Raw genomic sequence first — 13,838 nt, forward strand, 5'->3', positions numbered from 1 at the left:
GAAAAACAGGGATATGTTTCAGGTGCAAACTATTCATGCGTTACCGTGATCACGCATTTCGTGAAGTTTGTGACCAATTGTCCAAAGGGCATTCAGCGCAGTCCCAAACCTTTATGGGAAAATAAAAAAGCCGGAGCATCATGCTCCGGCTTTTTCACTAACAAAGAACAGGGTGTTAGGCGAGGTCAGGGGGGGTGGCCTCTTTGGCCAGCGCCTCGGCCACCTCTTCGAACGGCAGCACTTTAGAATGCTTTTCGCCCAGACGGCGCATCGACACCGTGCCCTCTTCTACTTCTTTCATACCGCAGGCGAGAATGACCGGCACCTTGCCCACGGAATGTTCGCGGACCTTGTAGTTGATCTTCTCGTTGCGGATGTCGGCCTCGGCGCGGATGCCTTGTGCTTTCAGCTTGGCAACAACCTCATGCACGTAATCGTCAGCGTCCGAAATGATTGAGGCGACCACCACCTGACGCGGGGCGATCCAGAACGGCAGTTTGCCTGCATGTTCCTCGATCAGGATGCCAATGAAGCGTTCGAACGAGCCAAGCGTTGCACGGTGCAGCATAACCGGACGGTGCTTGGCACCATCTTCACCGATGTAATTGGCGTCCAGTCGTTCAGGCAGAACAAAATCCACCTGCAGCGTGCCACATTGCCAGTCACGGCCAATGGCGTCGGTCAGCACAAACTCGAGCTTTGGTCCGTAGAAAGCGCCTTCGCCGGGGTTGAGGTCAAAGTCGCAACCAGCGGCCTTGGTCGCCGCCATCAGAGCGGCTTCGGACTTGTCCCACACTTCATCACTGCCAGCGCGTTTCTCAGGACGGTCGGAGAATTTGACCGAGAAGCTTTCAAAGCCGAGGTCCTTGTAGATGTCCGACAGGAACTCGATGAAGAGTTTGGTTTCTTCCTCGATCTGCGCCTCGGTGCAGAAAATATGCGCATCGTCCTGGGTAAAGCCACGCACCCGCATGATCCCATGCAGCGCACCTGACGGTTCGTAACGGTTGCACGAACCGAACTCGGCCATGCGCAGCGGCAGGTCGCGATAAGATTTCAGACCTTGGTTATAGACCTGAACATGGCATGGGCAGTTCATTGGCTTGAGCGCATTCACGGATTTTTCGCGGGCGTGCTCTTCGTCCACCTCAACGATGAACATGTGCTCCTGATACTTGTCCCAATGGCCCGAAGCCTCCCAGAGTCGGCGGTCCACTACCTGCGGGGTGTTCACTTCGACATAGCCGCCTTTGATCTGCTGGCGACGCATGTAATCCTGCAGCTGGGTGTAGATGGTCCAGCCGTTCGGGTGCCAGAAAATCTGCCCCGGAGCCTCTTCCTGCATGTGGAACAGGTTCATTTCCTTGCCCAGCTTGCGGTGGTCGCGCTTGGCGGCCTCTTCCAGCATGTGCAGGTGTTTCTTCAGGCCTTCCTTGTTCTGGAAGCCGACACCATAGATCCGCTGCAGCATCGCGCGATCTGAATCACCGCGCCAATAGGCGCCAGCCACGGACATCAGTTTGAACGCGTCGGCGGGCAGCTGACCGGTGTGTTGCAGGTGCGGACCGCGGCAAAGATCCTGCCAATGGCCGTGCCAATACATGCGCAGCGGCTCGTCGCCGGGAATGGCTTCGATCAGCTCGACCTTGTAAGGCTCGTTGTTGGCCTCATAGAACTTCACCGCACGGTCACGTTCCCAGATCTCGGTGGTGACCGGATCGCGTTTGTTGATGATCTCTTTCATCTTGGCTTCGATCTCGCCCAGATCTTCGGGCGTGAACGGCTCTTCGCGGTCAAAATCGTAGTACCAGCCGTTGTCAATGACCGGCCCGATGGTGACCTTCACATCCGGCCAGATTTCTTGCACCGCACGCGCCATGACGTGAGCAAAGTCGTGACGGATCAACTCCAGCGCCTGGTCTGCATCTTTCATTGTGTGAATGGCGACTTCGGCGTCTTCATTGATCGGCCACTGCAGATCCCAATGGGCACCATTTACAGTGGCGGAAATGGCTTTTTTTGCCAGTGAATTGGAAATGCCGGCGGCGATCTCAGCAGGGGTCACACCTGCGTCAAACTCACGCGCATTGCCATCAGGAAAAGTAAGGGAAATCTGGCTCATCAGCCTAGCTCCTCGTCGTTTTGGCGCCCACGGAACGCCCGGTTGCGGGTTATGTCTATGGCGCGTTTTCCCCCGAGGCTACCCCCATGTCAATGCGGAAATGGGATTGCCCTTGGGGTTCGACCGATTATGGTTTGCGCAATGCACAGCATGAGGAGCGCAGAAATGGTGGAATTTCTCGACACGTCTCAGGACCGTCGGATTGCCTACAATAAGACTGAAGGGCAGGGGCCGACCATCCTGTTTCTGTCGGGATTGAAATCCGACATGGAGGGAACCAAGGCGGTCGCGTTGGAGGCCTGGGCGCAGGAAAAGGGATATGCGTTTCTGCGCTTTGACTATTCCGGGCACGGGCAAAGCTCGGGCGCATTTGTTGAGGGCAGCATCGGTGATTGGCATGAGGATACACTCGCCGTAGTTGACACCCTGATCGACGGCCCGATCATCGCTGTGGGGTCGTCCATGGGGGGCTGGCAATCGCTGCTTTTGTCGCGCGCTCGACCTGATCGCGTTGTTGGACTCGTCACCATCGCGGCTGCCCCGGATTTCACCGAAGATGGCTATTGGGCCAGGTTCACGGACGCGCAGAAAGCGGAAATGGAGCGAGAAGGCTTTCTGACGCTGCCATCCGACTATGACGAAGATTACATCATCACCAAACATCTCATCGAAGATGGGCGCCAGAACATGGTGTTGCGGTCGCCGCTAAAACTCGACATGCCGGTACGCTTCCTGCAAGGGACCGAGGATGAGGCCGTTCCAACGTCCCAGGCGATCAAACTTTTGGAACATGTTGAGGGCGGAGATATTCGTCTGACCCTCGTGAAAGGTGCAGATCATCGCTTTTCGACCTCGGAATGCCTCGACCTTATACAAAAAATGACGCTGGTGGTAATGATGAGGGCAGGATGATGCGGCGACTGGGTACTTTCATAGTTTTTCTCGCAGGGCTGATTGGAGTTGCCATTTGGATTGGTCCGTATGAGTCCGTAGCGCTTGATGCACCATTTGATGAGGCCATGTTGGGATCGGACGTGGACAGCTATCTTGCTGATCGTGAGGCCGTGTTTGATGATCTGGAAGCAGGCGCCGAGAAACGGGTTGTCTGGAGCGGGGAAGCGGGTGTGAAAACCCCGCTGTCGATTGTCTATGTTCATGGGTTTTCCGCCAGTTCCGAAGAAATCCGGCCCGTGCCGGATCGGATTGCTGCGGATCTGGGCGCCAACCTCTATTTTGCACGTCTCGCGGGCCATGGGCGCGGTGGGGATGCGATGGCAGGCCCTGTGGTAAATGACTGGATGATTGATATGGCTGAAGCCATGGCCATCGGTCGCACACTCGGGGAACGGGTCGTGGTGATCGGCACGTCCACCGGGGGGACCCTTGCAGCGATGATGGCGCAGGATCCTGAGATGTCGCGCGATGTTGCGGGTGTGGTTTTCGTTTCGCCAAACTTCCGCATCAAGGCGGGATTGGCCCGGCTTCTGACATGGCCGGGGGCACGATACTGGCTGCCATTGCTGGCCGGTGAGACCCGCGAATTTGCCCCTCAGAATGAGGATCACGCAAAGCACTGGACGCAACGCTATCCATCCGCGGCTTTGTTTCCAATGGCCGCCTTGGTGCAGGCCGCACGGGAGGCGGATTATGCTGGGGTAAAGATCCCGGCTCTGTTTTATTTCTCGCCGCAAGATCAAGTGGTGGATGCCGCTGCAGCACGTGGTGTTGCGACAAAATGGGGTGGGACGGTAGAAGTTACCGAAGTAGCCCCAGGCGAGGGGATCGACCCATATAATCATGTGATTGCCGGAAATATCCTGTCGCCGGGTGGCACAGAGGACGCGGTTCAGGGGATATTGCATTGGATCGGTCGCTTGCCGCTTGCAGGTGAATCGTAAGACGGGCAGTAATTTCCTCACAAAATAGGGGAAGAGGTGAGCGAATGCAGGAACCTTTGGTTCTGGTGCCGGGGATGATGTGCGACGCACGGGTCTTTACACCGCAGATCAATGAGTTGTCGCGCGAGTTTGCGGTTCAGATCGCAAGCATTGCTCATGGTGAAACCATACGCGACATGGCCGCGCTTGTGTTGGAGCAAGCGCCCGAGCGGTTTGCATTGGCCGGGCATTCGATGGGGGGAATTGTGGCGATGGAAGTGGCGCGACGGGCCCCTGAACGGGTGTCGCGTCTTGCGCTGCTATCCACATCCGCGCTGCCGGACACTCCTGCGCAAGCGGCCTGGCGTGAACCTTTGATTATCCGCGCACAGACTGGGCAGTTGGCTGAGGCACTGGCAGAGGAGGTTACACCCGAGACGCTTGCACCAGGTGAAGGGCAGGGCGAGATATTGGCATTGTTGCAAGACATGGCGCAGGGATTTGGGGCAGAGATCTTTATCCGGCAACAACGTGCCCTGCAACGGCGCCCAGATGCGCAACGGGCCCTGCAACGTCTGAAAATTCCGACCATGGTGCTGTGCGGTGCGCATGATCGCCTGACCCCACCCAAACGCCATGAAACCATGGCGGAACTGATCCCCAGTGCCGAACTGGTGATCCTTCCCAATGCGGGGCATATGCCAACGCTTGAGGCCCCAAAAGAAGTGACGATCGGGCTGAGGGCATGGATGCAGATGCCGTTGGAATTGCGGTAGGTCTCAATATTGTGAGGACCAAACAGAAAAGGCGCCCAGAGGCGCCTTTTTTTTATTCCCGCTGGGACATTCTCATGTCGGTGACTTAGACCGGGATCCGAGTCGGCAAAGAAGGCTCTTTCATCGGTTCCCGTTTCTTGTTCTTGGCGGGTTTTGTCAGCGGCTTGGCTTTGGTTTTCTGGGCTTTTTTCTTTTCAGCCTGCTCTGCGTGGCGCCCAGTATTCTGATCAATGAATTCCAGAACCATCGGGCGGATATTGTTGCGCCAGCTTTTGCCCGCAAAAATCCCATAGTGGCCAGCGCCTGGCTCGACATGGCTGGCTTTCTTGTCATCTGACAGGCCTGTCAGCAGGTCCAATGCTGCAATGCATTGCCCCGGTGCAGTGATGTCATCCTTGGCCCCTTCGACAGTTTTCACCGCCACATCGGTGACCGCTCCGAGGTCGATCTTATGTCCGTCCACCACAAATTCATTTCGCGCCACTTCGCTGTCCTTGAACAGGCGCTCGACGGTTGAAAGATAGAATTCCGCAGTCATGTCCATCACAGCCAGATATTCATCATAGAATTTGTTGTGCTTGTCGTGATCCGAAGCCTCACCCTTGGACACGCGCATGATCTGATCCGTAAATGCCTTGGAATGCATCTCGGCGTTCATCGACATGAAACCGGCCAATTGCAAAAGCCCGGGATATACCATGCGTCCGGCCCCATCATATTTGAAACCAACCCGCTGGATCGCTGTTTCTTCAAGCTGCCCCATGGTGACGCGGCGACCAAAATCGGTCACGTCGGTGGCAGCGGCGTCCGGGTCGATCGGGCCGCCAATCAGGGTGAGGGTCTGGGGCTGCGCTTCTGGATCGAGCTCAGCGAGATAGGCCGTTGCGGCAAGGGTCAGCGGGGCGGGCTGGCAGACCGCAACCACGTTGATGTCAGGCCCAAGATGGCGCATGAAATCAACAAGATAAAGAGTATAGTCTTCGATATCAAACTTGCCTTCCGACACCGGGATATCGCGGGCATTGTGCCAGTCGGTGATATAGACATCCGCGTCAGGCAGTAGGCTGTTGACCGTGGAACGCAGCAGTGTGGCATAGTGGCCCGACATCGGGGCCACGAGAAGGATACGACGTTCACGCGGTGCGCGCCCAACGGCGTTGAACTTGATCAGATCCCCGAAAGGGCGCTCAACGAGCTTTTCAACTTCGACCAGACGTTCACGGCCATCTTTGGTCACGACTGAAGTAATCCCCCAGTCTGGCTTCACGGTCATGCGATGAAAGGTACGTTCGGTGACATCGCCCCAAGCGGCCAACATCTGAAAGAACGGGTTCGGAACCAGAGCGGTTGCCGGGTAGGACCCCATGGCAGCTGCCGTTGCGCCCAACCATTGGTTGGTGTTGCGCAAGGTCTCCATCAGATCATAGGTCGCCATATACCGCATTCAACTGTCCCTTCAATTACCCTTTGCATTCTTCCGTCGTGTTACCGCATAGTCATAAATATATGCAGTATTAACAACGCAGCATTGCCAAATTAGCAGGGCCGCGACGATGTCGCTCTGCTAGTTTGAAAATGCTGCACCTGCGAAATAAGATAGAGAGGAATTTGCCTTATGACAACCGATCAAAAAAATCCTGGCCATGAGTTGAGTGAATTGAACGAAAATCTTGCCCGGATTGAGACGTTGTCAGCACGGTTATCGGCCGCTCTAGCCGGACGCAAAGGAGTGCGCCAAAATCTGCAGGTGCCGGGGGAGGATTTCCTGACCAAGGCCTCGACGGCCTATTGGAACGAGATAATGAGCAATCCTGCGAAGCTGATTGAGCAGCAGGTTGCCTATTGGGGCAAAAGCCTGCAACACGCGATGGAAGCTCAGCAAGCACTTGCAGAAGGAATGAAGGAAGGCGAGTTGAAGGTGCCGGAAAATTCCGGGGTCAAAGATCGTCGGTTCTCCAACCCGCTCTGGGATTCCCACCCCTATTACAATTACCTCAAGCAGCAATATCAGATCACCGCAAAAACGATTGAAGACGGTCTGGCCGACGTTGAAGGACTGGACGATCGGGATAAGCGCAAGTTGGAGTTTTTCACCCAGCAGATTGTCGATCTGATGAGCCCGACCAATTATCTGGCCACAAATCCGGATGCGATGGAACGTGCAATTGAAACCGAGGGGCGGTCGCTTGTTGATGGGCTTGAAAACCTGGTCAATGACCTCGAAGCCAATGATGGCGAGCTGTTAGTAAAACTGGTGGATGAGAGCGCTTTTGAAGTAGGTGGCAATATTGCCACCACCAAAGGCAGCGTGGTCTATCGCAACCGCATGATGGAGCTGATCCAGTATGCGCCCACTACGGAGCAGGTTCATGCCCGCCCGCTGATCATCTTTCCACCCTGGATCAACAAATTCTATATCCTCGACCTGAAAGAACAGAACAGCCTGATCAAATGGATCGTTGATCAGGGGTATACCCTGTTCGTTGTCAGCTGGGTGAACCCGGATGATCGCCATCGTGACGTTGGATTGGGGACCTATATTGAAGAAGGGTATTTGGAAGCGATTACGCAGGTGAAAAAGATCACCAAGCAGAAAAAGGTGAATGTGGTGGGCTACTGTATTGCCGGCACGACCTTGTCCCTGACCCTGTCTTTGATGAAAAAACGCGGCGATACGTCCATTAACTCTGCCACCTTCTTCACAACGCTTACCGATTTCGAAGATCAGGGTGAAGTTGGTGTGTTTCTTGACGATGATTTTGTTGATGGGATTGAAGAGGAAGTACGTGAAAAAGGCTATCTCGACAGCTTCTTCATGTCGCGCACGTTTTCGTTCCTGCGGGCCAACGACCTAGTCTATGGTCCGGCGATCAACAGTTACATGCTTGGTAAAACACCTCCGGCTTTTGATCTGCTCTATTGGAATGGTGACAGCACCAACCTGCCAGCCAAGATGACGGTTGAATATCTACGGGGGCTTTGCCAGGCAAATGAATTTGCCAATGGTGATTTCAAGCTGCTCGACGAACATCTGTCCATTGCGGAAGTCGATGTGCCGATCTGTGCCATCGCCTGTGAAACCGATCATATTGCAGCGTGGAAAAGTTCATATAGCAGTATGCGCAAAACAGGGTCGAAGGATCGCACGTTCATTTTATCCGAAAGCGGCCACATCGCCGGGATCGTGAACCCGCCCCACAAAAAGAAATATGGCCATTATACCAATGAAGATTGGCCGGAAAGCGCGGCTGACTGGATGGAAGGTGCAAGCTTCCATGAAGGGTCATGGTGGGGACGTTGGGACAAATGGCTGGCGAAAAGATCGGGTAAGAAAGTCGCGGCTCGGGTCCCCGGTGATTCGACTCACGATGTCTTGGCTCCAGCGCCGGGTACCTATGTTGTGGCCTCTCGCAAAAAAGGCTGATTGGTGAGGTGGTGGGGGTGAAGTCCCTGTAAGGCATTGATATTCAGCAGTTTTATTTTTTTATGCTGCAGTGCAGAAAAAACTTGATTTGCTGCAGCGCAGCATACATATTGTTTGCAGACGCAGCGAAGCGGAATGGCCAAACGATCAGAGCCAGATGCGACGCAGATGCGGAAACAGTATAGCAATTGGCCGCTCCTCCTCCTCAATCCTCCCGGCGGCCGCAACATTCGGAGATGACCAATGACTAAGGCTCAAGACTTCACCAAGATGTTCCAAGACGTACTGGGTGCTTTCCCGGTTGACATGACCGTTGCTCAGGACGCTTTCAAGAGCCAGGCTGAACTGGGTGAGAAATTCTCGAAAGTGGCTCTGCAAGCTGCCGACAAATCGGCCGAGATCTCGACCAAATGGACCAAAGAAACCCTGACCAAAATGGGTGACGTGACCAAAGCCAAAGAAGAAGCTGCTGACTACTCGAAAGCTGTCACCGACTTCGCTTCGGCTCAAGCTGAACTGGCTGCTGAAAACCTGGCCGCTTTCGCTGAAGTTGCCAAGAAAGTTCAGGCTGAAACTGTTGAACTGATGCTGGCCGCTGGCAAGGATCTGGGTGAAGAAACTCAGGCTGCTGTCAAGAAAGCCACTGACGAAGTGCAGAAAGCGACCAAAAAAGCTACTGCCAAGTAATTCGGGATCATTGAGCCGGGACCTCCCCCCGGCGTTTCCCAAGGGGCGTGCCATTGGCGCGCCCTTTTCTTGTTTTTGATCCAGTGGTCAATGGGCTTGCCAATGATGCTGCGCCTGTCATAGGGTTTTTGCAGTGCAGCACAATGCTGCCCGGGGAGGAAACATGGCACAAAAAGAAGATACGCTGCTGATCAAACGTTATGCCAGCCGGCGCTTGTATAACACCGAGACGTCCGATTACGTGACATTGGACGACATTGCGGGTTTTATTCGCGAAGGGCGTGATGTTCAGATCATCGACCTGAAGTCCGGGGATGACCTGACACGGCAGTATCTGCTTCAAATCATTGCGGAACACGAAAGCAGGGGAGAGAATGTTCTGCCCGTTGACGTATTGACCGATCTCGTTCGCTCGTACTCGACGCAGGCGCAAAGCGTGGTGCCGCAGTTCCTGGCTGCCAGTTTTGAAATGCTGCGTGATGGCCAATCCCAGATGATGGAAAACCTGGGTACCATGGGGCATCCGATGGCCAATATGCCTGGGCTGGATGCTATGCAGGCGCAGCAAGAGGCCTTCCTGAAAGCCGTGATGGGCGGTTTTGCCGCTGGTTCTACTCCGTCGTCAACCGAAGAAGAAGCTTCTGACGGTGGCAAAGGAGAAGAGCTGGATGAAATCAAAAAGCAATTGGCAGAGCTTCAAAAGAAGTTGTCAGGACTAAGCTGAATTCTCTGAAAGAATGAACAAGGGAGGCGAAACGCCTCCCTTTTGACTATCTTGATCTGAGTTGGACAAGATCAATAGGTGCGGATCAACCCCACCAGTTTGCCCTGCACTTTGACAGACCCTTCAGGCAGGATCCGGGTCTCGTAATTCGGGTTGGCAGCCTCCAGCGCAATCATCCCGTTGGTCTTGCGAAAGCGTTTCAGCGTTGCTTCATATCCTTCGACCTGGGCCACAACAATTTCGCCATTCTGAGCGTCGCTGGCTTCACGGATCACCACGACATCGCCATTGTTGATGCCGGCGTCGATCATGGAATCCCCTTTGACTTCAAGAGCATAGTGGTGCCCCCCGTGGCCCAGCATGGTCTGAGGAACCGAGACATGCTGCGCCCCATCGGTGATGGCCTCGATCGGCACACCGGCGGCGATCCGTCCCAATAGCGGAAGGTCACTGATCCCAAGCGTGCTGGCACCTTCCAGCGGCACCGCGGCGGGCGGTGTCTCAGGACGAGAACCTTTGATCACCTTCGGTTCAAATCCGGCGTGGCCCCCGCTTTCCATGGTCTCGGGCAGTTTTACAATCTCGATCGCCCGCGCGCGATGGGCGAGACGGCGAATGAAGCCACGTTCTTCAAGTGCAGTGATCAGGCGGTGAATGCCGGACTTTGAGCGCAGGTCCAGCGCCTCTTTCATCTCGTCAAAGCTTGGTGGAACGCCGTCACGTTGGATGCGCTTGTGGATAAAGCCAAGAAGTTCCAATTGTTTACGGGTCAGCATCTGCTCTTACCTCCGTTGTCGCTGGGGGCGCATTCCCCCGTGTGGGCAGTGTAAACACACGACCCCAACGTCCTGATTTTTCAATGACGTTCAATCTCTGTTCTACCCATGTTCTCTTTTTGTGTCAACAAAAGGTAATAATTTGGTTAACACGGCAAAGGCGACGCAAACAAAGTTACTAAATGGGCAAATATTCCATCTTGCTACCTGCCGCTTGTGCGTCATCAGATACCGGGCGGATGAGCAGTGCGTTTGCCCCGGCGAGCACCGACAAAAGGGCGCTATCTTGTTGATTGCAAGCGGTAATCATTCCGTTTGTGACCATGGCGCGCATGTAATGTTCACGCGGCCCATTGGCGGCAATAGGCTCTGCAAGGGCGGCTGTGCGGCGGGGTGCCGCTGACTTCCCAAGCCCCAGCATGGCGCGTAGCGCAGGAACCAGAAACACGTGACCGCAGACCATTGCAGAGACCGGGTTGCCAGGCAGTCCGATCACCGGGGTTTCGCCAAGTTTGCCGGCCATTAGGGGTTTGCCTGGGCGCATCGCCACTTTGTAAAAGCTGCGGGCCATGCCAAGTTCTTCGGTTACAGCTCCGACAAGATCATGATCACCAACAGACGCCCCACCAATGGTCACAATCAAATCTGCCCCCTCACATAGATCAAAGGCCATCCGAAGGCTGTCTCGATTGTCCCGTGCGATCGGCAACATCCGTGCTTCGCCCCCGTTTTCTTCGATCATGGCTTTCAGGCCAAACGTGTTGGAGGAAATGATCTGATCGGGGCCGGGATCTTCACCGGGCATGACCAATTCATCCCCCGTGGCCATCAGCGCAACAACGGGTTTGCGTCGCACCGTCACTTTTGGTGCGTTCATGGCGGCGATCAGTGCAAGATGCGCTGGGGTAAGCACCAAAGGAGCCTCAACCTGATCGCCTACGGCGAAATCTGCGCCTGCAGGGCGAACGTGTGGTCCTTTATCGAGCTTGCGCGCAAGAGTGATCAGATCGCCCTTGCGCGTCACATCTTCTTGAATGATCACCCGGTCTGCGCCTTCCGGCATCGGGGCGCCGGTGAAAATACGCACGCATTGGCCCGCGCCGATCTTGCCATCAAACCCGTGGCCAGCCGCGCTTTCACCGATCACGCGGAACATCGCCTCCGGGTCGGCTTCTACCCCGTTCACGGCGTAGCCATCCATTGCAGAGGCGGCGAAAGGAGGTTGCTGACGGGTTGCAGTAACTGGCGAAGCGAGCACACGGTTGGCTGCCTGGGCCAGTGGGACGTCTTCCGTGTCCAGCGGATCAACAAGTGAAAACAGGTTTGCCAGCGCTTCGGTGACGGGGATCATGATATGGCCTCGTGGTTGAATTGGTCCCGCCGGATGGATTTGCGGGCAGGATCCGAACTGGCAGGTTTTGCGTCTGACTTCCTTGAACTACATCAAATTTGATGTTTTAGCGTTCATACACACCCGACTTGCCACCTTCCTTGCGAAGAAGGCGGATATCTTTGATTTCCATCCCTTTTTCTGCCGCCTTAAGCATATCGTAGACGGTAAGCGCAGCAACGGAAACGGCGGTGAGCGCTTCCATTTCCACACCCGTTTGCCCGCCGGTCTTGACGGTGGCGGTGATCCGCACGCCGGGAAGGTCGGGTGCCGGTTCCAGTTCCAGCGCAACCTTGGTGATCGGCAGCGGGTGGCAGAGCGGGATCAGGGCTGATGTCTGCTTGCAGCCCATGATGCCCGCAAGTCGCGCCACGCCCAGAACGTCACCTTTCTTGGCGGTGCCATCGGTGATCAGCGCCAGCGTTTCCGGGGTCATTTTCACAAACCCTTCGGCCAGCGCCATGCGGTCAGTCACGGCTTTGTCGGACACATCCACCATATGGGCCTGTCCGTCGGCGTCGAAATGAGTAAGGGGGCTGTCAGACATGGTGATACCTCAAGCAGGTACAGGGTTGGCAAGAAGGGCGCGGGTGGCGGCTTCGACATTATCCTGACGCATCAGGCTTTCGCCAATCAGGAAGGTGCGGGCGCCGTATTCGGCCATATCGGCCAGATCCTGCGGGGTGAAAAGCCCACTTTCGCAGATCAGATGACGGTCGTCCGGGGCCAGTTTCGACAGTCGGCGCGTGGTGTCGAGTGTGGTCTCAAATGTCTTGAGGTTTCGGTTGTTCACACCGAGAAGCGGAGATTTCAACGCCACGGCTCGTTCTAACTCTGCCTCGTCATGCACCTCGATCAGGACATCCATACCCCAGGAAAAGGCCGCGTCTTCAAGCTCTTGTGCTTGAGCATCAGAGACTGAGGCCATGATGATCAGGATGCAATCGGCCCCCAGCGCACGCGCCTCGGCCACCTGATAGGTATCATACATGAAATCCTTGCGCAGGGCAGGAAGTGAGACGGCGGAACGGGCCGCCACGAGGAACTCGTCTGCGCCCTGAAAGCTCGGCCCATCGGTGAGCACGGAAAGGCAGGTGGCTCCACCAGCTTCATAAGCCTTGGCAATTTCGAGCGGATTGAAATCAGGGCGGATAAGCCCTTTCGAGGGGCTCGCTTTTTTCACTTCTGCAATCAGCCCATAACCGGTTTTCGAGGCCTCGAAGAGGGCGTTCGCAAACCCACGGGTGGGGGAAGCCTCGCGCGCGGCGGCCTCGACTTCGGCAATCGGGCGGCGGGCCTTGCAGTCGGCCACATGCTCCAGCTTGTAAGCCTTGATCTTGTCGAGAACGGTCTGGGTCATGTGTTCACCATGCTATTGGGGTCTGGCCCTGATCTGTAAGCCAATTATTGACGGATGAAAACGGGCGTGAGCCGAAAAAACCGCGCCGGGCCGAGAGGGGCGAGGGGTGAGCGGTTTTCAGGATCAGATGCGGGCCGGGCCGGATGTGTCGCTCTAGCTTCTGAGCATTGTTGCCCCAGAGGATGAAGGCAGTCGGGCGTCCAGAGACTCGATCCAGAACCTGATACACCAACCTGTCCCACCCCAGTTTCTGATGGGCGTTCGCCTCACCCGCCGGAACAGACAGGGCAGTGTTGAGGAGCAAAACGCCCTGTTGTGCCCAATCCGACAGGTCGCCATTCGGGCGCAGGATGCCGAGATCGGTTTCCAACTCGCTGTAGATGTTTTTCAGGGAACGGGGCAAGGGCTGCACATCAGGTTCAACCGAAAAGGCCAATCCGTTGGCATGTCCGCGAGTGGGGTAAGGATCCTGGCCGAGGATCACCACCCGCACATCATTTGGACGAGCAGCGTTCAGGGCAGCGAAGCGACGATCTTTTGGAGGAAGGATTTCGCGCGGGTCGGCGTTGAGCGCTTTGTTAATGGCGGGCCAATCCTCCGTAAAGAATGGCAGATCGGACCAATTTGAAGGGATGTGAGGCATGGGGCGCTTTGTCTTGACAGGGCCGGTGTAGGGCGCATTTCGAAGAAAACTAGAAAACT

At 55.7% G+C, this 13,838-nt stretch carries 13 protein-coding genes; 6 read left to right on the forward strand and 7 right to left on the reverse strand.

What is annotated here, in order from left to right; genetic code table 11:
* Nucleotides 1–175: 175 nt before the first annotated feature.
* The gene (thrS, locus tag O2N63_RS09235) at nt 176–2,122 is read right to left on the reverse strand and encodes a threonine--tRNA ligase (RefSeq protein ID WP_271053977.1); all 1,947 of its coding nucleotides are present in this window, start codon (nt 2,120–2,122) and stop codon (nt 176–178) included.
* 165 nt (nt 2,123–2,287) lie between these two features.
* Between thrS and O2N63_RS09240 the strand changes: the two genes are divergently transcribed.
* Genes O2N63_RS09240 through O2N63_RS09250 form a run of 3 tightly spaced genes read left to right on the forward strand, consistent with a single transcriptional unit; the run spans nt 2,288 to nt 4,775 of the window.
* Nucleotides 2,288–3,034: an alpha/beta fold hydrolase gene (locus tag O2N63_RS09240; RefSeq protein ID WP_271053978.1), complete on the forward strand. Its 747-nt coding sequence runs from the start codon at nt 2,288–2,290 to the stop codon at nt 3,032–3,034.
* Nucleotides 3,031–4,020: an alpha/beta hydrolase gene (locus tag O2N63_RS09245; RefSeq protein WP_271053979.1), complete on the forward strand. Its 990-nt coding sequence runs from the start codon at nt 3,031–3,033 to the stop codon at nt 4,018–4,020. The genes O2N63_RS09240 and O2N63_RS09245 overlap by 4 nt, the downstream gene beginning before the upstream one ends.
* 44 nt (nt 4,021–4,064) lie before the next feature.
* Entirely contained in the window at nt 4,065–4,775 is a 711-nt protein-coding gene (locus O2N63_RS09250) for an alpha/beta fold hydrolase (protein ID WP_271053980.1), read from the forward strand.
* A gap of 85 nt (nt 4,776–4,860) precedes the next feature.
* Here the strand turns inward: O2N63_RS09250 and phaZ are convergent, their stop codons facing one another.
* Nucleotides 4,861–6,219 carry a polyhydroxyalkanoate depolymerase gene (gene phaZ / locus O2N63_RS09255; RefSeq protein ID WP_271053981.1) on the reverse strand — a complete coding sequence of 453 codons (1,359 nt, stop codon included), beginning with the start codon at nt 6,217–6,219 and terminating at the stop codon, nt 4,861–4,863.
* A gap of 171 nt (nt 6,220–6,390) precedes the next feature.
* Here phaZ and O2N63_RS09260 point away from each other — a divergent pair, with 171 nt between their 5' ends.
* The 3 genes from O2N63_RS09260 to phaR all read left to right on the forward strand — a co-directional run bounded on the left by O2N63_RS09260 (nt 6,391) and on the right by phaR (nt 9,610).
* Entirely contained in the window at nt 6,391–8,199 is a 1,809-nt protein-coding gene (locus O2N63_RS09260; protein ID WP_271053982.1) for a PHA/PHB synthase family protein, read from the forward strand.
* 243 nt (nt 8,200–8,442) lie between these two features.
* Entirely contained in the window at nt 8,443–8,886 is a 444-nt protein-coding gene (locus O2N63_RS09265; RefSeq protein WP_271053983.1) for a Phasin, read from the forward strand.
* A gap of 163 nt (nt 8,887–9,049) precedes the next feature.
* Nucleotides 9,050–9,610: a polyhydroxyalkanoate synthesis repressor PhaR gene (phaR, locus tag O2N63_RS09270; RefSeq protein WP_271053984.1), complete on the forward strand. Its 561-nt coding sequence runs from the start codon at nt 9,050–9,052 to the stop codon at nt 9,608–9,610.
* A 71-nt stretch (nt 9,611–9,681) separates the two neighbouring features.
* Here phaR and lexA read toward each other — a convergent pair whose 3' ends face one another.
* The 5 genes from lexA to O2N63_RS09295 form a co-directional block, all read right to left on the reverse strand.
* A complete protein-coding gene (gene lexA / locus O2N63_RS09275) occupies nt 9,682–10,386 on the reverse strand; it encodes a transcriptional repressor LexA (RefSeq protein WP_271053985.1) in 705 nt (234 codons plus the stop codon).
* 178 nt (nt 10,387–10,564) lie between these two features.
* Entirely contained in the window at nt 10,565–11,737 is a 1,173-nt protein-coding gene (locus tag O2N63_RS09280; RefSeq protein ID WP_271053986.1) for a molybdopterin molybdotransferase MoeA, read from the reverse strand.
* A gap of 106 nt (nt 11,738–11,843) precedes the next feature.
* The gene (gene moaC / locus O2N63_RS09285) at nt 11,844–12,323 is read right to left on the reverse strand and encodes a cyclic pyranopterin monophosphate synthase MoaC (protein ID WP_271053987.1); all 480 of its coding nucleotides are present in this window, start codon (nt 12,321–12,323) and stop codon (nt 11,844–11,846) included.
* A 9-nt stretch (nt 12,324–12,332) separates the two neighbouring features.
* Nucleotides 12,333–13,136, reverse strand: a complete 804-nt coding sequence (trpC, locus tag O2N63_RS09290) for an indole-3-glycerol phosphate synthase TrpC (RefSeq protein WP_271053988.1) — start codon at nt 13,134–13,136, stop codon at nt 12,333–12,335.
* 4 nt (nt 13,137–13,140) lie between these two features.
* Nucleotides 13,141–13,779: a uracil-DNA glycosylase gene (locus O2N63_RS09295; protein WP_271053989.1), complete on the reverse strand. Its 639-nt coding sequence runs from the start codon at nt 13,777–13,779 to the stop codon at nt 13,141–13,143.
* Nucleotides 13,780–13,838: the final 59 nt, after the last annotated feature.

The sequence above is a fragment of the Aliiroseovarius salicola genome, assembly GCF_027891095.1.
Classification (GTDB): domain Bacteria; phylum Pseudomonadota; class Alphaproteobacteria; order Rhodobacterales; family Rhodobacteraceae; genus Aliiroseovarius; species Aliiroseovarius salicola.